The organism is Oerskovia gallyi (assembly GCF_014836745.1).
Lineage (GTDB): Bacteria > Actinomycetota > Actinomycetes > Actinomycetales > Cellulomonadaceae > Oerskovia > Oerskovia paurometabola.
The window spans coordinates 284684-303259 of sequence record NZ_JACSQE010000003.1 but is presented as its reverse complement, the minus strand read 5'-3'; the positions used below and the strand labels follow the sequence as shown (position 1 = coordinate 303259).

Below are 18576 nucleotides of genomic sequence, written 5' to 3'. Positions count from 1 at the left end.
CCTCCTGTGCTGTCGTGACGTCGCTCTCAACTATACCGCTTGTGTGAACTACCGGCGCGTGCAACTATTTAGGAGTCGCTCGAGCCGGTCGAGCCACCGGTGCCGGGCCTGCGGCCGCCGCCCGTGCCGCCCGTGCCGCCGCCCGCGAACTCGCCCGCGACGGCCGTCGCCGCCTGCGTCGCGCCGTCGGTGGTGCCGTCGGACGAGAGCCCGGCGTCGTCCGGGGCGCCGAGGGTGCCACCGGTCTGGACGACGTAGGTGGCACCCGTCTCGATCTCGGAGGACGAGTAGACGACGTTCTGCGTGTCCTTGGTGACTTCGTAGGACACGAGGGTCGTGCCGTCCTCGGCGAGGACGTGGACCACGGTCCCGGCTGCGGCGCTCTGGTCGAGGTTCGCGGCGACCCAGCCTTGCGACGAGTCGGTGTCGGGGGCCACGGCCATGCCCGAGCTGCCCGCGGCGAGCAGCGTGCCGCCCGAGATCGTGAACGTGCCGTTGACGTCGAGCGCACCGTTCCCCGCGTTCGTCGGCCCCTGGACCACGGTGGTCCCGCCCGTGATCTCGAGCGAGCCGTTGCTGTCCAGGCCGTCGCCGCCCGCGTCGACCACGAGCGTCCCGCCCGAGATCGTGAGCGAGTAGTCGCCCGCCGCCTCGCCGCCCGGTGCGCCGCCGCCCTGGCCGCCCGCCTGCCCGCCGGGAGCGGCGCCGTCGGGCATCTCACCGGACGGCATCTCGCCGTCGGGCCTGGCCGGGGGAGCGTCGGCCGTGCCGTCGCCGGGGACCGTGCCGTCGGGCGGGGTGGGACGCTCGCCGTCGGCCGGGGGAGTGACGTCACCCGGCGCCTGGCCGTCCTGCGCCGTGCCGGTGCCCGTGGTGTCGGTGCTCGTCCCGCCCGCGGCGTTCACGCCGTCGTCGGACGCGGTGACGCGGACGTCGCCGCCCGCGAGCGTGATCGTGGCGCCTTCGAGGCCCTCGACCGACTCGCTGACCGTGAGCGTGCCGGCCGTGATCGTGAGGTCGCCGTCGGCGTGGACGCCGTCGTCGCCCGAGGCGAGCGTGACGTCCCCGCCCGAGACCGACACGGCGCCGTTCGAGTGCAGGCCGTCGTCCGCGGCGGCGACGTCCACGGTCGCGCTGCCGCCGACCACGACCCCGACGTCGCCCTTGATGCCCTTGGCCGAGGCGTCCTCGGCGACCTCCGTGCCGGGCCCGCCCGCCGCGGCGATCGTCACGGTCGCGTCCGCGACGATCGCGTCGGTCTCGGCCTGGATGCCGTCGTCGCCCGACGTGACGTCGAGCGTCCCGCCGAGGACCGCGACGTAGCCCATGGTCTCGTCGTCGGAGTTCGTGGACTTGAGGCCGTCGGCCGCCGCTGTCACGGTGACCGACGCGTCGTCGGTCACGACGAGGTAGTCCTTGCCGCGGAGGCCGTCGTCGCCCGCGTCGACCGTGAGGTCGCCCCCGGCGATCACCAGGCCGTCCTTGCTCACGATCCCGTCGGTCGCGGCGCTGACCACGTCGAGGGAACCGGTACCGCCGATCGTGAGGTCGGCCGAGGAGAACAGGGCTGCGTCGGGCTCGTCGGTGCTGCCGTCAGTCTCGGTGTCATCGTCCGCGTCGACCGTCGTCTTGGTCGCCTCGAGGTGGTTCGTCGAGCCGTCGGCCAGGACCACGACCGCGGTCGCGGCGTCCTCGACGACGAGCGCCGAGGTCGTCGAGGAGGTGATGCTCGCGCCGTCGAGCACGAGCCGCACCACGCCGTCGCCCGACGAGGCCACGACGAGCCGCCCGTCGGTCAGGTCCCCCGTGACGCGGTAGGTGCCGGCCTGGGTGATCGTGACGGTCGAGCCGTCCACGCTCACGCCGTCACCGTCGGCCTGGGCCGAGTCGCCGTCGAGCGTGACCGCGACCTCCTCGGACTCGTCCCACGAGAGGTCCTCGTCGTCGGCCCCCGAGGAGTGCGGGTCGGCGTTCGCGGCCATGGCCTCCTCGGGGGTCAGGCCCGCGACGGCGGTCGAGGCCGTGGTGGCAGAGGCCGCGTCGCTCGTGGTGGTGCTCGTGCCGGTGTCCGCCGAGCAGCCGACGAGCGCGGCGGCCGTGAGCGTGGCGGTCAGGACTGCGGTCGTGGCGGTGGTGGGTCTACGGAGTCGCATCAGGTGCTCCTGTCGGTAGTGGTGGTCAGGGAGGGTTCGACCCAGCGGCGGACGACACGTCGCCACGGGGTGCTCGGCAGGTCGGGGCGCAGGACCGCCAGACCCGTGCCGTACTTGGAGATGCGCTGCGGCCGGTGGCCGCTGCGCCAGAGCAGGTGGTCGAGGCACGACGGCGTCGACCCGGTCTTGGTCTCGACGACCACGAGGTCGGGGACCGCCGCGACGCGGCCCGCGGGCGTGCCCTCGTCGAGCAGCCACGTCAGGCCCGTGTCGAGCGTCGCGCGGGCCGCAGGCGCACCGGGTCTCGTCCCGGGAAGGAGCAGCGTCGAGCGCCGGTACCTGGTCACGAGGCCCGCCGCGAGCGGCAGTTCGGCCCCCTCGGGGATCGCGGCGCCGTCGAGCGTCGCCGACACGAAGCCCCGGCCCTCGCCCAGCTCGCAGCGGCCCGCGAGGTCGTGCGCCACGCGGTCCTTGACGGTCGAGCCGCGCGCGGCCCGCGTCTTGACCTCGAGCCACGCCTCGCCCGAGTCCAGGTAGGTCCGGGTGCGGACCTTGAACCGCCGCCGACGGCGGTGCGCGGCCAGGTGGAAGCTCGTCAGGTCCGGGGTGTCGAAGTACACCGACTCGTAGGAGAACTCCCGACGGCCGTCGACGTCGAGCACCCGCACGCCCGGCTCGCGCTCGGCCAGGTCGGCCAGGACCTCCCGTGCCTGCGCACGGCGCAGGACGTACTTGCGGTCGATCCGGGTCTGGAGCGACGCCGAGGCGACGAGCTCGTCGAGCGACACGGGGCAGAACCCCGCGAGTGGCGCGACGAGGGTGTCGGGCGCGGCGCCGTCGGGCAGGAGCGTGGTCATGCCGACACCCGGGCGGCGGGCCCGGCCGGGGCGGTGAGGGCCGCGGCGACGTCGGTCGCGCTGCTCGCCGCGACGCCGCCGCCCGGGGCGACCTCGAAACGGACGTCGACCAGGGTCGTGTCGTTGACCAGGTCGAGGCGCTGGACCGACGCCGAGTGCACGTGCGCCCCCAGGAGCTGCTCGAGGTAGGCCACGAGGCCGGCCTCGTCGGGGAAGGCGCGGTCGAGCAGGACGACCTGGCTGCGGTGGCGCCGCAGCAGCCGCGGGTGGTCCGCGACCGCCATGACCACGAGGATCAGGGCGCCGCCCGCGACGCCGAGCCAGCCCGCGGTCGCGCCGAGGCCACCCAGGAGGCCCAGGGCGAGGGCGGCGAAGTAGTACGCGACCTCGTGCTGGCTCAGCTCGGTCGACCGCAGCCGGATGATCGACAGGACGCCGAAGAGGCCCAGGCCCAGGCCCGCGCCGACCGTGCTGCTCGCGAGCGTCGCCGCGACCGCCAGCACGCCCACGTTCACGCCCAGGTAGGCCACGACTAGATCACGGCGCCGATGGCGCGGGAAGTAGAGGCCGAACGTCAGGACGAGCACGGCGACCAGGTCGACGAGGTACAGCGCGAGCTGTGGGGGCTGGGTCACGGGTGACCTCCAGGTGACGGGGAAGTGAACTCCTCCATGGAGCCGCCCGAACCTGTGAGATCGCTATGGCACGGGGTAGGTGAGGATGTGAGTCTGCGGTGCCCGTCGCCGAGGTAGACCCGTGTGCGCGAGGTAGGACTCCGGGAGGTCTACCTCGCGCACACGGGTCTACCTCGTGCCCGACGGCGGGCCCCGGCTCGCGGCGTTCGACGTCCGATTCGGTCCTCACGCCCTGAGCGGGTATCCTTCTGCAGCCGGGACTTCCCGGCTGGGTAGCGTGTCCGAGTGGCCTAAGGAGCACGCCTCGAAAGCGTGTGTGGGTGAAAGTCCACCGTGAGTTCGAATCTCACCGCTACCGCAAGCACGAAGGGTCCCGACCAGTGGTCGGGGCCCTTCGTCGTTCCCCCGGCGAGCCGTCCTGCTCGCGGTGAGACGGTCCCTGCGAACGCACCTAGGGGCTGGTCCGGACCGACACGTCCCCGCTCTTCAGGCCCCTCTCGAGGCAGGCCAGCACGCGCTCGACGTCGTCCAGGGTGGCTCCGTCGAGGAACGGGGCCGAGACGTGCGAAGTCGGCAGGTCCAGGCTCATGAGGCCCTCGCCCAGCGCGGCATCGTCGAGACACTCCTGCCACGCGTCGCCCCGTGGCTGCGCCACGCCCACCGTCCAGGGCCCCTCCGTCGGGACGTCGTCGAGCGCTGGGACGGTCGCCCCCGGCGAGCAGGCGCCGAGGGCAGCTGCGGCGACCAGCACCATGAGCGCGGCTCGGCGTCGTCGAGGAACGAGCACGGTGACCTCCGGTCGGCGAGGGGCGGTTGCGGGCCATCATGGCCGACGGGCGCCGCCCTGACCAGCGTCGCCGGCTACCCTCGCTCCGTCCCGACATGGTCGGTTCGCCCGAGATGAACCAGCCGGTCGGGCCCATCGGTGGAAGAGTGTTCCCGTGACCTCGAACGACGCCGACAGCGCAGACGACCAGCCGAGACCGTCCGGTGCGTTCGCCGCAGCCCCCGACGCCGACTCGGTCTTCCCTGCGCGTCCCGCGCCGGGACCCGGTGAGGGAGCGCCCGCGAACAGTGGCGACGCGACCGACCCGGCCGGCCCAGCCGACCAGCCCACGCCCCAGCAGCCCGCCGACCACGACACGGAGCACGGGACGCACCACGACCCGGCACCCACCCGCCGCCGCTGGTCGTTCGCTCGCGAGGTCGGGATCATCGTCGTCGCGGCGCTGATCATCTCGTTCCTCATCAAGACGTTCCTGGTCCAGCCGTTCGTCATCCCGAGCGAGTCGATGGAGGACACGCTCATCAAGGACGACCGGGTCCTGGCCTCGCGCCTGGTCCCGCGGTTCCTCGACGTGCACCGCGGCGACGTCGTGGTCTTCACGGACCCGGGCGGCTGGCGCGCGGGCCAGCCGCAGGACGAGTCGACGGGGCTGGTCAAGGCGGGGGAGACGTTCCTGACGTTCATCGGCATCCGTCCGGTGGACGCGAACGAGCACCTCATCAAGCGGGTCATCGGCCTGCCGGGCGACCACGTGACGTGCTGCGACGCGCAGGGTCGGGTCTCGGTCAACGGTGTGCCGATCGACGAGACGTACATCAAGCCGGGCTCGGCCCCGAGCGAGATCCCGTTCGACGTGACGGTCCCTGAGGGGTACCTGTTCGTCCTGGGCGACAACCGCCAGAACTCGGGCGACTCGCGCTACAACACCGACAAGCCGGGGAAGGGTTTCGTGCCCATGGAGAACGTGGTGGGCACCGCGGTCGCGAAGGTGTGGCCGCTCGACCGGGCCGCGTTGATGCGCAACCCGGGCAGCGTCTTCGAGGACGTCCCGGAGCCCTGAGCGGCCTCACCCGCACGACGACCCCGCCGCCCGGGCACTCTGACCCCGCATCCCCTAGCGTGGGGGCACTGCCCGCGCGCGGAAGGACTGCCCGTGTCTGAGAGGTCTGCTCGTCCTGTCGGGGACCTGCGTCGCAGGGCGGTCCTCGTCGCGACCGCGGCGGTCGCTCTGGTGGTCGCCGCGGGCTGCACGGGGTCGCCCTCGCAGGACCCGGGCCCGACGCCGGAGCGCCCCACCGCGGGCGCCTCGCCGTCGGAACGGCCCACGCCCACGCCCAGCCCCACACCGGCCCCGACCCCGACCCCGACACCCACGCCCACCCCGACGCGTGCCGCGTCGAACGTGCCCATGACGCGTCTCGCGCCGGGCGAGAACCCGCCGCAGTTCGTCATCTTCTCGTTCGACGGCGCGGGGTGGCACGACCGCTGGACCGAGTTCCGCGAGGCCGCGGCGCAGGTGAACGCGCGGTTCACGGGGTTCCTCACGGGCATCTACCTGCTCACGGACGAGCACCGCGACGCCTACACGGGTCCCGGGCACTCGCCGGGCAAGGCGTCGGTGAGCTTCGGGGGAGACGCGGCGACCGTGACGACGCTCGTGGGCGACCTCAACGCGGCGTGGATGGAGGGGCACGAGATCGGGACGCACTACAACGGCCACTTCTGCGCGGACAACCCGCCGGGCGGGGCGTCGTGGTCGACGGCCGACTGGAACAGCGAGCTCGACCAGTTCTTCGGGTTCTGGAACGGCTGGCAGGAGATCGACGGCCTGCAAGGCACGCCGCCGCTCGCGATCCCGGCGTCCGAGGTCAAGGGTGGCCGGACGCCGTGCCTCGAGGGGAACTGGGACCAGATCGCCCCGGCGTGGGCCGCGCACGGGCTGACCTACGACTCGTCGATCCCGGGCAGCGGCATCGCGTGGCCCAAGCAGGAGTACGGCGTGTGGGAGTTCCGCATGCAGACCACGAGCTCCCCGGCGCTCGGGAACGTCATGGCCATGGACTACAACTTCTGGTACAAGTTCAACAAGGCGAAGAACCAGCCCGAGCGGGCCCCGGAGATCCACGCCGCGGTCCTGGAGACGTACCGCCACATGTACGAGGCGGCCTTCATCGGCAACCGGGCGCCGGTGCTCGTGGCGAACCACTTCAACCAGTGGAGCGGCAACGCGTTCAACCCTGCCGCGAAGGAGTTCATGCTCGAGACGTGCGGCAAGCCGGAGACCATCTGTGCGACGTACCAGGACGTCATCGCCTGGATGAACCTGCAGGACCCGGCGGTGCTCGCCGAGCTCCAGGCGCGCCCGGCGGTGTACTGAGCCGTGGTCACGAGCGCGGGGCTCCTGCTCTACCGGGTCGCGGACGACGGCGCGGTCGAGGTGCTGCTCGGCCACATGGGCGGGCCGTTGTGGGCGCGCAAGGACGAGCGCGCGTGGACGATCCCCAAGGGTGAGCACGCCCCTGACGAGGACCCGCACGACGCAGCGGTCCGCGAGTTCACCGAGGAGCTGGGATCGTCGCCGCCCGACGGCCCCGAGGTCGACCTGGGCGAGATCCGGCAGCGAGGGGGCAAGACGGTCCGGGCCTGGGCGCGCCGGGCCGACTTCGACGTGAGCACCGCGGTGAGCAACACGTTCGAGATGGAGTGGCCGCCGCGCTCGGGGCGCCGGGCGAGGTTCCCGGAGCTGGACCGTGTGGAGTGGGTGCCGTTCGGGCGGGCGCGCGACCTGGTGGTCGCGGGTCAGGTGGCCCTGCTGGACCGCCTCGAGGAGGCGCTCACCGAGCCCTGACGTGCCCGACGACGGAGCGCGCCCCGGGCGACCACCTCTCCGTCGGGAGGTGGTCGCCCGGGGCGCGCGGCGCCGTCGGGCAGGGAGGGCGGGGCCTACTCCGGGAGGCCCGTGACGCCCGTCAGCTCGTTGGGGACGACGTCGAGCGTGGTGCTCGCGTAGACCTCGCCCGACTCGACGTCGACCGCGTGGACGGTCTGGGTCGCGGGGTCGGTCACGTACGCGGTGTGGTCGAGCACAAAGAGCGTGGGGCGCGGGGCCTGCCAGTCGTCGGGCTCGGTCCAGGCGCCCGTCACGGCGATGGTGCGGGTGATCGCGCCCGTGACGGGATCGATGACGCGCAGCGCCCCGTCGGTCCCGAGGACCAGGGCCTCACCGTGCGGGCCGCGGCCGAGCGAGCGGAACGAGTAGCTCGCGCCCGTCTCGACCAGGGCGATCTGCTTGCTCACCGTGTCGACGAGCGAGACGCGGGTGGGGCGTTCGAGGTCGGCGTCGGGGTCGGTCTTGTAGTCGCCGAGGACGACCGGTGACTCCTCCGAGCCGGCCTGGTTGCCGATGCGGCCGTACGCGTCGGCCGACGCGATCTTGGTCAGTACGCCGCCCGCGTAGACGACGACGCCGTCCTGGCAGCCGACGACCACGGCCTCGTCGGACGCGACGGCCTCGCCGTGCACACCGGGGCAGGCGTCGGTGCGGGCGATCTCGTGGCGCGCGCTGTCGAGGACGACGACGCTCGACCGGGCGTCCTCGGTGCCGTCGGTGACCAGCAGGTCACCGTTCTCGAGCTCGACCGCGACACCGTGGTGCGGGGCCGGCGTCGTGTACGTGGTGGTCTTCGGGTCGCCGTCCGCGAGGTCGTGCGGGTCGAACGACTCGACGAGGCCCGAGCCGTCGTTGAACAGGACCGTGCGGCCCGCGTGGCGGACCACGTGCCCGGGGTGGTTCGCGGCGAACTCGGTCGTCGTGAAGGCCGGCTCGGCCGTGTAGAAGTGCGAGTGGTTGCCGTGCGGCTCGCCCCACGTGCCGAGATCGAGGACCCGGAACGCGTCGCCCGCGGAGACGATCACGTGGCGCTCGTCGCCCGCGGGGTTGAGGCGCGTGAAGCCGTCGACGGGCAGGTCGGCGACCTGTTCGAGGCTCGTGCCGTCGAGCACGACGACGCCGCCGTCGTAGCTCAGGGCGATGCGCGGGGTGTCGGTCGCGGCCTCGGTCCCGTGGCCACCCTCCTCGTGCTCGTGCTCGTGGTCGTGCGCTGCTGCGTCGGACGCGGCGGGGGAGCCCTCGCCCGTGGCGCAGCCGGCGAGGACGGCGGCGGGCAGGGCGAGGGCGATCCCCAGGGCGAGGCTGCGGTGTCTGGTGCTGGTCATGGCGTCACGGGACCCCGGCGGGTCCCACCGTCCTTCCGATAGGTGGATGGGTTCCGACGCAGGAGCGGCGGACCTCGCACACCGTAGCAGAGAATGAGAACCACTCTCATTATCAATCGGGACCCGCGCGTGGACCTACGCGTCGCGCACGAGGAACCGCCACGAGCCCAGGCCGCCGACCACCACCACCCAGGCGAGCGCGACGAGCGTCGCCGTCGGCCCGTCGAGCGCGCCCGGACCGGAGTCGAACCAGGCCGCAGCGGCGCGGTCGGGCAACCAGCGCGCGTGCTCGGTCGCGCCCGCGAGCAGCGGGGACACGACGAGGACCAGCGCGAGGACACCGACGAGCGCGGGCACGAGGTGACACACGACCAGCGCCACGGCGTGCGAGAACACCCCGATCAGGACGAGGTAGGCCGTGGCCCCCAGGAGCGCAAGCGCTCCGGCACCGTCCGACGAGGCGGGAGCGTCGAGCAGGCGCTGTGCGACCGTGGCCGCGGCCACGCACGCGCCGAGCGTCGAGATCGCCGCGAGCGCGACCACCCCTGACGCGGCGATGCTCTTGCCCGCGACGAGCAGACCTCGTCGCGGCACCGCTGCCAGAGTCGTGGCGACCTGGCGACCGGCGTGCTCCTGGGAGACCGCCAGCACCCCGACCAGCACCAGGCCCGCCACGACGAAGGGCACCGTCTGGAGCGTGACCTCGACCGCCGAGGCGGGCAGGTCCTGGTCGGCGGCCGCGCCCGCCTGCGCGGCGGCGATCAGGGCGCCGACGACGACGGTCCCCACGACGGCGAGGACCGTGACGGGCAGCGTGCGCAGCTTGTCGAGCTCCGCGGCGACGACGGACCGCAGCCCCACGGCCCTCACGCGTCCCGCCGGGAGAACACGGCACCCGCGACCACGAGGAGCGCCAGGGCCCACCCGGTCATGACGAGTGCGCCGGGTCCGGCGGCCAGCCCGCCGGCGACCGTGTCGACGTCCCCGAAGAGCCTGCGCCCCGCCATGTCCGGGAGCCAGTGCGCGACCGGCGTGAGCATGGTGAGCAGGAGCGACACCGACACCAGAGAGCTGTTGACCACCAGCACGAGGAGCGGGACGACCCCGCTGCGCGTGAAGACCGTGACGGCCAGCGCGAGGAGCGCGGTGAGCGTCCAGTAGAGGGCCGCGCCGAGGCAGCGCCGGACGGCCTCGTCGACCGGGACCGTCGAGGTCGCGGCGTCGCCGATGATCGCCTCGGCGAGGGTGACGCTCGCCGGGATCGCCACCGCTGCGGTCGCGAGCACGAGGAGGGCGACCGCGCCCGCCTTCGCGACCAGGACGCCCCCGCGGCGCGGGACGGCGACGAGCGTCGTGCCGATCTGCCGCCCGCCCCCGGCGTCGGGGCTGTTCGCGGTGAACTCGCTGCTCATCGCGACCACGCCGATCACGACCGCCCCCACGGTCCCGATCGGCATCGACGCGAACGCGGTGTCGAACGCGGAACCGTAGCCCGAGTCCTCGGGACGTCCGGCGACGAGCGCGTCGCGGACACCGACCGCGTTGAGCAGGGTCAGGGCGACCGCCCCGAGGACGGCGACCGCCGCCCCGGTCCACACCGCGGGCAGGGTCACGGCCTTGTGGAGCTCGGCGACGAACACGTTCCACGCCCTCATCGGACCGTCTCCCGGCCGTCGCTCGTGAGCGCGAAGAACGCGTCCTCGAGGGTCTCGTAGCGGCGGGTCACCTCGTCGAGCGTGCCGTCCGCGACGACCCGCCCGCCCGCGATGATCACGAGGTCGTCGGCGATGTCGGCCACCTCGCCCATGAAGTGGCTCGACAGCAGGACCGTGCCGCCCGCGTCCGCGTGCGCGCGGAGCAGGCCGCGGATCCAGCGGATGCCCTCCGGGTCGAGCCCGTTGACGGGTTCGTCGAGCACCAGGGCCTCGGGCTCGCCCAGGAGCGCGCACGCGAGCCCCAGGCGCTGCCCCATCCCCAGGGAGTAGCGCCCCACGCGCGTCCGTGCCGACGCCGTGAGCCCGACCTGCTCGAGCACGTGGTCGACCCGCCGCTGGGGAATGCCGTTGCTGCGCGCGACCCAGGAGAGGTGGTTGCGGGCCGTACGCGAGCGGTGCGCCCCGGAGCCGTCGAGCATCGAGCCGAGGGTGCGCAGCGGGTCGCGCAGGGACCGGTAGGGCCGGCCCGCGACGAGGGCGCGCCCCTCGTCGGCCCGGTCCAGGCCGAGGAGGATGCGCAGGGTGGACGACTTGCCGGCGCCGTTCGGCCCGAGGAACGCGGTCACCCGGCCTGGTCGGGCCTCGAAGCCGACGTGGTCGAGGACGGTACGGGAGCGATGGCGTTTGACGAGGTGCTCGATGGTCAACATGCCCACAGTCCAGCCGCCCGGGGTGCGCAGGTCATGGGGCCAGGGGCCGGACCTGCGGCGCGGCGTCCGACCCCGGTCCCTCGGACCGTGGTCCGATGTGCGCCGCGCGGCGGGTCCCTAGACTCCGGGGGTGGAGACCACCGCTCGACCCGTGCTGCGATCTCGCGTGTGGCCGATCGCGTGTGGCCTCGTGGGCGCCCTCGTCCTCGTGCTCGCGACCCTCGGCGTCGACCGCCCGGTGACGGCCCTCGTCGTCCTCCTGGTGGCGACCGCCGTGACCGCGGGAGTCCTGGCGTGGGCCCTCGTCCGTTCCCGGCGCGAACGCCGCGCGTACGAGGAGGACCTGACGGGCTGGGCAGCGGAACGGGCCGCGCAGGCCGAGCGCCTGCGCATCGCCCGCGACCTGCACGACCTCGCCTCGCACGGCCTGGGCCTCATCACGGTGCGCGCGGCATCGGCGCGCACCGTCCCGGGGCCCGACGGCGATGCCGAGCGCGCGCAGGCTCTCGCCGACATCGAGCGCGCCGGGCGGGACGCGACCACGGAGCTGCGCAGGATGCTCGCCGTCCTGCGCAGCCCGGGAGACGGCGCCCCCTTGCGCCCCGCAGAGACGCTCGACGACCTCCCGCAGATCGTCGAGAGCGCCCGGACGGCGGGCCTGGACGTCACGCTCGACACCGAGGACGTCACGGTGTCGGCAGGTGTGGGGCTCGGCATCTGCTCGGTCGTCCGTGAGGCGCTCGCGAACGTCCTGCGGCACGCGGGCCCGACGAGGGTCCGGGTCGTCCTCACCCGTGGCTCCACGGGGCTGCGGCTGGTCGTCGAGGACGACGGACCTGCCCCCGGATGGGCGCCCCGTCCGGGGGCAGGGGTGGGGCTCGTCGGCCTGCGCGAGCGGGTCGTGGCGCTCGGCGGCTCGTTCGCCTCGGGCCCCTGCGGGCGCGGTTTTCGGGTGGAGGCCGTGCTGCCGGGCGGGCGGTCGTGACGACGTCGGGGCCCGCGGCCTCGGGGGCGCCCGTGCGGGTGCTGGTCGTGGACGACCAGCCGCTGATCCGCCACAGCCTGCGGCTCGTGGTCGACGGCGCGGACGACCTCCACGTGGTGGGCGAGGCGGACTCGGGCGAGGCCGCGGTGGCGGTCGCCCGGCGGACCCGGCCCGACGTCGTCCTCATGGACGTGAGGATGCCCGGTGGCGACGGGATCGACGCCACGCGCCGGATCGTGGCCGACCCGGACCTCACCGGGACGCGCGTCCTCGTGCTCAGCATGTTCGAGCTCGACGAGTACGTCCACGGAGCCCTGCGCGCGGGGGCGAGCGGCTTCCTGCTCAAGGACGCGGAGCCCGCGAGCCTCGTCGACGCCGTACGGCGTACGCACGCGGGCGAGTCGCTGTTCGCCCCGGCCATCCTGACCCGGATCGTCGGGCACTACCTGGACGGCGGGCCGTCGCGCGAACCGGTGAAGCCCCAGGCCCTCACGAGCCGGGAGGTCGAGGTGCTCGCGCTCGTGGGGAGGGGGCTGTCCAACCAGGAGATCGCGCAGCGGCTGACGATCTCGATGGGCACGGTCAAGACCCACGTCGGCAACCTGCTCGCCAAGCTGGCCGCTCGTGACCGGGCCCAGCTCGTCATCGCGGCGTTCGACCACGGCCTCGTGACCGCCGAGCGCCCCTCGCCGGCCGGCCGACCCGCCCGACCCGGCCGCGCGTGACCCCCGACCGCGCCTCTGGTCAGGGGCTCGCGACCGGGCCCGGGTCCGGACGGGACACGGGTGGCTCGGCCTGCGCGGGCGCTGCGGGCTCGGTGGGCCCGGTGGGGCCAGCGGGCTCAGCGGGGTCGGTGGCCGCCCGCGCGCGGGCCGTCCCCGCGGGCATCCTGCGTCCCAGCCGGACGAGCTGGACCACGGCCCCGACGAACAGCACCACGAGCGCGACGTTGCGGACGGCCGCGAGCAGGACGATCCACGGCGTGCCGATCATGAACTCCCAGTACGCGACCGGGTAGAGCACCTGGGTCAGCGCCGCGGTGCCCAGGACAGCGAGCGCGGGCGGGGACCACACCGATCGTGCGCCGGGTCCTGCGAGCGCGATCGCCACGGCGACCGGCGGCCCGATCCACGCGACGAACTGCGGCGACCCCACCTTGTTGAACACGATGAGGCTCAGGAGCAGCGCCGTCACCGCGAGGAGGAAGACGTCGGTGCGGACCTCGGGTCGGCGGCGGACGGCCCACCACGAGATCGCGGCGATCGACAGGACCGCCAGGGGCAGCAGCACGTCGAGGAGCCGCCCGGTGGTGCGGGCGCCCGGGCCGAGGATCTCGAGCGTGCGGATGTCCGGGTTCATCCAGACCCGCCACTGCGGGTCGATCAGCCGCAGGAGGCTGAACGGCGTCGCGAACACCGACTCCGACTGGAGGCCGCGCGCGTCCTGGGTGCCGAACACCCCGAGGACGCGTGACCCCGCGCCGCCGGCGAGCGCGAGCGCGACGACCACGAGGCTCACGACCGCGCCGGGCAGGATCACGGTGCGCCACGGGCGCTTCGCGGTCGTCAGGAGCGCCACGACCACGGCCCCGGGCGCGATCTTGACCCAGGCGCCGAACGTCGCGATCGCGGTCGCGACGGCGGGGCGCCGGATGGCGACCGCGAGTGCGACGACCAGCAGCGCCCCGGCCACGCCGTCGAGGCGCCCCAGGAAGATGGGGCCGAGGGCGACGAGGAACGCCAGCCACCACCAGGCCGCGATGCGGCCGCGGCCCGGCAGCCGGGCGAGGAACCAGAGCGCGACCGCGTCGAGCACGACGACCAGGGCCAGGAACTGCGCGTAGTACGCCTCGAACGACGTCCCGACGAACGCGGGGGAGGCGACCGGCAGCAGGGCCCCCACGGGGTACACCCAGTCGTAGTCGAGCACGGGCCAGATCCCGCGGTCCCAGCCTGCGCGGGCCCAGTACCAGTAGAGCTGCACGTCGCCCGAGATCCGATAACCCCAGGTCAGCGCGTCGACGACCAGCCAGGCGTGCACGAGCACGAAGCCCGCGACCAGGGCCCAGGGGGAGCGCAGCATCCAGGCGAGGAACCGGCGTCCGGTCGACGTGGGCCGGGCGGCGGTGGTCTCGGGCACGGGCTCATCGTCGCACGACGGCGCCACGCACGGCGGGCGAACGACGGCCGGTGGACGCGTGCGCCGTCGGGCACGAAGAAGCGGCCCGCCCGGGCGGAGAGGAGGCCCGGGCGGGCCGCTGGTCGCGTGGTGAGGCAGCACCGCGCGACGCGAGGAGGAACGACTCAGGCGCGCAGGATCAGCGCGTCCCCCTGACCGCCGCCGCCGCACAGCGCGGCGGCGCCCACGCCGCCTCCGCGGCGCTGGAGGGCGAGGGCCAGGTGCAGGGCAAGGCGGGCGCCCGAGGCGCCGACGGGGTGGCCCAGGGCGATCGCGCCGCCGTCGGCGTTGACGACCGCAGGGTCGATCCCCAGGTCCTCGACCGACTGGAGCGCGACGGCCGCGAAGGCCTCGTTGATCTCGACGAGGTCGAGCTCGTCGGCCTTCATGCCCTCGCGCTCGAGCGCACGGGTGATCGCGCGGGCGGGCTGGGAGTGCAGCGAGTTGTCGGGGCCCGCGACCTGCCCGGCCGACCGGAACTCGGCGAGCCAGGTGAGGCCACGGGAGGCCGCGAAGGCCTTGCTGACGACCACGACGGCCGCGGCGCCGTCGGACAGCGGGGACGACGAGCCCGCCGTGATGGTGCCGTCCCGCACGAACGCGGGACGCAGCCCGGCGAGCGCCTCGACCGTGGTGCCGGGGCGGATGCCCTCGTCCTCGGCGACGACGACCGGCTCGCCCTTGCGCTGCGGGACCGTGACGGGCGCGATCTCCTCGGCCAGCCGCCCCTCGGCGCGGGCCGCGGCGGCGAGGGCGTGAGAGCGGGCCGCGTACTCGTCCTGGACCTCGCGGCCGATGCCGCGCGTCGTGCAGCCGCGGTCGGTGGCCTCGCCCATGATCTGGCCGTCGAACGGGTCGCGCAGGCCGTCGTGCGTGAGCGAGTCCGCCATGGTCACGTCGCCGAACGCGAAGCCCTTGCGCGAGCCCAGCACGAGGTGCGGCGCGTTCGTCATGGACTCCTGGCCGCCCGCGACGACGACCGACGCCTCGCCCGTGCGGATCAGGCGCGCCGCGTCGATGATCGCGGTCAGGCCCGACAGGCACAGCTTGTTGATCGTGACCGTCGGGACGTCCCACCCGATGCCTGCCGCGATCGCGGCCTGGCGGGCCGGGCCCTGACCTCCGCCTGCCTGGATGACCTGGCCCATGATCACGGCGTCGACTTCGGTGGCCTCGACCCCCGCGGCGTCGAGCGCGCCGCGGATCGCGTGCGCGCCCAGCTCGTTCGCCGACAGGGACGCGAGCGCGCCCTGGAAGCGCGTGAAGGGCGTGCGCGCGCCGTGCAGGAGGACGGGGACGTGGGCGTCGTTGCTCATGGGGTGCTCCGAGGGGGAAGGGGACCCGGCGCCGTGCTTGTCAGGTGAACGAGGAGGTCCGGTACGGCGCCGGGTGGACGGTGGTGCCGGCCGACGACCGGCCGACGGAGGGTGCGGCGCTCCCGGTACGGGGGGAGCGCCGCCGGTGAGGGGCTACACGAACGCGGAGACGCCCGTGATGTCGCGGCCCACGATGAGGGCCTGGACGCTCTCCGTGCCCTCGTACGTGTGCAGGGCCTCGACGTCCGCGAAGTGCCGCGCGACGCGGTTCGCGAGCAGGATGCCGTTGCCGCCGAGCATGTCGCGTGCGCTCGCGGCGATCTCGCGGGCACCGCGCGTGCACGTGTACTTGGCGATCGACGCCTGGGGGCCGCTCAGCGTGCCCGCCTCGTCGAGGCGCGTCATCTGCGCCACGAGGAGCTGCATCTGGGTGAGGGTCGAGAGCATGCGGGTCAGGCGCTCCTGGACCATCTGGTTCGCGGCGAGCGGGCGCCCGAACTGCACGCGCTGCTTGGCGTAGGCGACGGCCGTCTCGTAGCAGGCGGTCGCGTGCCCGACGGCGGACCATGCCACCCCGAGGCGCGTCGCCTGGAGCACGCGGCCGGTGTCCTTGAACGACCGCCCGCCCGGGAGCACGGCCGAGGCCGGGACGAACACGTCGGTCAGGACGATGTGGGCCTGCCAGATCGCGCGCAGCGAGACCTTGCCCTCGATGGTCGTGGCCGCGTACCCCGGGGTGTCCTGGGGGACGAGGAAGCCGTGCACCTGGTTGTCGCCGTCGTCGCCGACCAGTCGCGCCCACAGCACCGTGATGTCACCGCACGACCCGAAGCCGATCCACTTCTTCTCGCCGTCGATCACGTAGCCCTCGACGCCGTCGCGGGTCTCGCGGCGGGCCGTGGTCTCGAGCGAGACGGAGTCCGAGCCGTGCGTGGGCTCGGTCAGCGCGAACGCGCCGAGCTTCTCACCGCGTGCGAGCGGGCCGAGCCACTGCGCCTTCTGCTCGTCCGACCCGAGGAGCTGGATCGAGCGCAGGGCGAGCCCGCCCTGGACGCCGCAGATGGTCGCGACCGACCCGTCGCCGCGCGACATCTCCATCTCGGCGAGGCCTGCGCCCATGAGGCTGATCGAGGGGGAGCCGGGGACGTCGACGCCGTCGCGCAGGAAGTCGAGCTCGCCCATGCGCTTGGCCAGGCCGAACGGCACCTCGGCGCGCTCCCAGTACCCGTCGATCACGGGCAGGACCTCGTCCTGGACGAACGCGCGGACCCGCTGCTGCAGCTCGCGGTCGGCGGGCGTCGCGTCCGCGAACGCGTCGGCGTAGTCGATGTCGAGGGGCTGCGAGAGGTCGTAGTCCGGCTCGGTCACGTTGCGGCGGACGGGGTTCTCGATCGTCATGGGTGTGCTCCCGGGCTCGGGCCGGACGTCGGTGTCGGGCGATGGTCCCATCGTGCGTGATATTGCGTCTCAGGTCAAGAGACGGGGTATCAGCAGCGCGTTCTTGACCCGTCCAGCAGAGAGGTATAACGTCAGCGGCACTTGTTATACAACCTCTCGTCGTCGGCTACGGTGCCGACGACCGGTCGCAGACGAAGGAGTTCTCGTGACTGAAGTACGCACGGCCGGCGCGCAACGCAGCGCCCAGGACCTGACCCCCTCCGGGGGAGTCCCGATCACCGGACGCAAGGCGGTGGCGCTCGTGGCGGTCCTGCTGCTGGGCGTCCTGGCCTTCCAGCTCAACGCGAGCATGGTGACCCCGGCGCTCCCGCACATGGCGGTCGAGCTCGGTGTCTCGGCGAGCCAGATCGCCCAGGTGTCCTCGCTCTTCTTCCTCGCCGGCTCGGTCGCCGGGATGGTCCTCGCACGATGGGCCGACTTCATCGGTCGGCGACGGGTGCTCGTCATCGTCCTGTGTGTCCTGGCCCTGGGCACGCTGCTGTGCCTGTTCGCCTCGAGCCTTCCCGTCCTCCTCGTCGGACGCGTGCTCCAGGGCGCCTCGGCCGCCACGTTCCAGCTCGCCTACGTGATCCTCAGCGAGGCGATGGCCGTGAAGGTCTTCGGCGTCACCCTCGGCATCATCACGGCGGTCAACGGCGGCGTCGGAGGCATCGACGGCTGGGTCGGCGGGCTGCTCACCGACGCCTACGGCTACCGGTCGATCTTCCTCGTGGTGCTCGTCGTGGGACTCTTCGGCCTGGTCGGAGTCCTGGCCGTGGTGCCCAAGGTCGACCCACCCCGCTCCGAGAAGGGGTCGATGGACTGGGCCGGCGCCGCGGCGCTGTCCGTCGGCCTGATCGGCATGACGTACTTCGTCTCGCAGGGGTCGGCGCTCGGCTGGCTGTCACCCGTGGCGCTCACGTTCCTGGTCGTCACCGCGGTCGCGCTCGTCGTCTTCTGGCGTCTCGAGAAGCGCCATGCCTCTCCGCTCATCGCGGTCCAGCACCTGCGCTCGCGCCAGGTCTGGCCGCTGATCGCGACGACGACGCTCGCGCTCGCCGGGATCTTCGCGGTGATCAACTTCAGCGTCGTCCTCCTGAGCCAGGGTGGGGCGCCCGGCTTCGAGATGACCGCTTCCCGCTCGGCCCTCGTCTACCTCATGCCGGCAGCGCTCATCGGGGTCGTGACCGCGCCCTTGGCGGGCTGGCTCGCGGGCCGCTTCGGGTGGATCAAGGTGCTGCGCGTCGGGATGACCATCAGTCTCGTGGTGCTCGCGGTCGTCGCGACCCTGACCTTCAACCCGTGGGTCGTCGCCGCGATGGTGGCCATCCTGGGCGTCAGCTACAACGGCCTGGTCCTGACGACCGTCAACGGGCTGGGAGTCCTCCTCTCGCCGCGGGAGGCCCCGTCCGCGCTCCCCGGGCTGAACGGCGCCTCGTTCGGGCTCGGTGCGAGCATCGGCATCGGCGTCGTCGCCCCCTTCATCGCACGTGGCACCAGCGCCGGCTACACGACCGGCCTGTGGATCTCGGTCGGCATCACGGCTCTCGCGCTGGTGGCTTCGTGGTTCATCGCCCCGCGCCCCGAGGCGGACGCCCCCGCATGATCGTCCCCACTGCGTCCCGCCGCGTCCCCGCCCCATCGATCC

17 protein-coding genes and 1 tRNA gene are annotated in these 18576 nt (G+C 73.5%); 7 read left to right on the top strand and 11 right to left on the bottom strand.

The window, feature by feature from the left end; all coding sequences use genetic code 11:
• Positions 1–68 precede the first annotated feature (68 nt).
• Genes H9640_RS05515 through H9640_RS05505 form a run of 3 tightly spaced genes read right to left on the bottom strand, consistent with a single transcriptional unit; the run spans position 69 to position 3645 of the window.
• Positions 69–2153, bottom strand: a complete 2085-nt coding sequence (locus H9640_RS05515) for a carbohydrate-binding domain-containing protein (protein ID WP_191789690.1) — start codon at positions 2151–2153, stop codon at positions 69–71.
• Positions 2153–3010 carry a polyphosphate polymerase domain-containing protein gene (locus H9640_RS05510; RefSeq protein WP_191789689.1) on the bottom strand — a complete coding sequence of 286 codons (858 nt, stop codon included), beginning with the start codon at positions 3008–3010 and terminating at the stop codon, positions 2153–2155. Before H9640_RS05510 ends, H9640_RS05515 begins: the two co-directional genes overlap by 1 nt.
• Positions 3007–3645 carry a DUF4956 domain-containing protein gene (locus H9640_RS05505; RefSeq protein ID WP_191789688.1) on the bottom strand — a complete coding sequence of 213 codons (639 nt, stop codon included), beginning with the start codon at positions 3643–3645 and terminating at the stop codon, positions 3007–3009. The genes H9640_RS05510 and H9640_RS05505 overlap by 4 nt, the downstream gene beginning before the upstream one ends.
• A gap of 271 nt (positions 3646–3916) precedes the next feature.
• Between H9640_RS05505 and H9640_RS05500 the strand changes: the two genes are divergently transcribed.
• Positions 3917–4003 (top strand) — tRNA-Ser (locus H9640_RS05500).
• A 93-nt stretch (positions 4004–4096) separates the two neighbouring features.
• On the opposite strand, the gene H9640_RS05495 is transcribed toward H9640_RS05500, so the two are convergent.
• Positions 4097–4432 (bottom strand): hypothetical protein, encoded by a 336-nt coding sequence (locus H9640_RS05495; protein ID WP_191789687.1) that lies wholly within the window; start codon positions 4430–4432, stop codon positions 4097–4099.
• 154 nt (positions 4433–4586) lie between these two features.
• Here H9640_RS05495 and lepB point away from each other — a divergent pair, with 154 nt between their 5' ends.
• The 3 genes from lepB to H9640_RS05480 all read left to right on the top strand — a co-directional run bounded on the left by lepB (position 4587) and on the right by H9640_RS05480 (position 7280).
• The gene (gene lepB / locus H9640_RS19575) at positions 4587–5492 is read left to right on the top strand and encodes a signal peptidase I (protein ID WP_318243665.1); all 906 of its coding nucleotides are present in this window, start codon (positions 4587–4589) and stop codon (positions 5490–5492) included.
• A gap of 93 nt (positions 5493–5585) precedes the next feature.
• On the top strand, positions 5586–6809 hold the full coding sequence (locus H9640_RS05485) for a polysaccharide deacetylase family protein (RefSeq protein ID WP_191789686.1): 1224 nt from the start codon (positions 5586–5588) through the stop codon (positions 6807–6809).
• Positions 6810–6812: 3 nt separating this feature from the next.
• Complete coding sequence (locus H9640_RS05480; RefSeq protein WP_318243664.1) at positions 6813–7280, top strand: NUDIX domain-containing protein; 468 nt, start codon at positions 6813–6815, stop codon at positions 7278–7280.
• A 95-nt stretch (positions 7281–7375) separates the two neighbouring features.
• Here H9640_RS05480 and aztD read toward each other — a convergent pair whose 3' ends face one another.
• The 4 genes from aztD to H9640_RS05460 form a co-directional block, all read right to left on the bottom strand.
• Positions 7376–8647 (bottom strand): zinc metallochaperone AztD, encoded by a 1272-nt coding sequence (gene aztD, locus H9640_RS05475; RefSeq protein WP_191789685.1) that lies wholly within the window; start codon positions 8645–8647, stop codon positions 7376–7378.
• Between the two features lie 135 nt (positions 8648–8782).
• Entirely contained in the window at positions 8783–9508 is a 726-nt protein-coding gene (locus tag H9640_RS05470; protein ID WP_191789684.1) for an ABC transporter permease, read from the bottom strand.
• Between the two features lie 5 nt (positions 9509–9513).
• Positions 9514–10302 carry an ABC transporter permease gene (locus tag H9640_RS05465; protein ID WP_191789683.1) on the bottom strand — a complete coding sequence of 263 codons (789 nt, stop codon included), beginning with the start codon at positions 10300–10302 and terminating at the stop codon, positions 9514–9516.
• Positions 10299–11012 carry an ABC transporter ATP-binding protein gene (locus H9640_RS05460; protein WP_191789682.1) on the bottom strand — a complete coding sequence of 238 codons (714 nt, stop codon included), beginning with the start codon at positions 11010–11012 and terminating at the stop codon, positions 10299–10301. The genes H9640_RS05465 and H9640_RS05460 overlap by 4 nt, the downstream gene beginning before the upstream one ends.
• A 130-nt stretch (positions 11013–11142) precedes the next feature.
• On the opposite strand from H9640_RS05460, the gene H9640_RS19020 reads away from it, so the two are divergent.
• Together H9640_RS19020 and H9640_RS05455 are read left to right on the top strand one after the other, a co-directional pair.
• Positions 11143–11997, top strand: coding sequence for a sensor histidine kinase (locus tag H9640_RS19020; protein WP_318243663.1), 855 nt, complete (start codon positions 11143–11145; stop codon positions 11995–11997).
• Entirely contained in the window at positions 11994–12722 is a 729-nt protein-coding gene (locus H9640_RS05455) for a response regulator transcription factor (protein ID WP_318243662.1), read from the top strand. Before H9640_RS19020 ends, H9640_RS05455 begins: the two co-directional genes overlap by 4 nt.
• Before the next feature lie 19 nt (positions 12723–12741).
• Here the strand turns inward: H9640_RS05455 and H9640_RS05450 are convergent, their stop codons facing one another.
• The 3 genes from H9640_RS05450 to H9640_RS05440 all read right to left on the bottom strand — a co-directional run bounded on the left by H9640_RS05450 (position 12742) and on the right by H9640_RS05440 (position 16889).
• The gene (locus H9640_RS05450) at positions 12742–14136 is read right to left on the bottom strand and encodes a glycosyltransferase 87 family protein (RefSeq protein ID WP_318243661.1); all 1395 of its coding nucleotides are present in this window, start codon (positions 14134–14136) and stop codon (positions 12742–12744) included.
• 164 nt (positions 14137–14300) lie between these two features.
• Positions 14301–15491 carry an acetyl-CoA C-acyltransferase gene (locus H9640_RS05445; RefSeq protein ID WP_191789680.1) on the bottom strand — a complete coding sequence of 397 codons (1191 nt, stop codon included), beginning with the start codon at positions 15489–15491 and terminating at the stop codon, positions 14301–14303.
• 153 nt (positions 15492–15644) lie between these two features.
• A complete protein-coding gene (locus tag H9640_RS05440; RefSeq protein ID WP_191789679.1) occupies positions 15645–16889 on the bottom strand; it encodes an acyl-CoA dehydrogenase family protein in 1245 nt (414 codons plus the stop codon).
• Positions 16890–17094: 205 nt separating this feature from the next.
• Between H9640_RS05440 and H9640_RS05435 the strand changes: the two genes are divergently transcribed.
• Positions 17095–18534, top strand: a complete 1440-nt coding sequence (locus H9640_RS05435) for an MFS transporter (RefSeq protein ID WP_307824236.1) — start codon at positions 17095–17097, stop codon at positions 18532–18534.
• Positions 18535–18576: the final 42 nt, after the last annotated feature.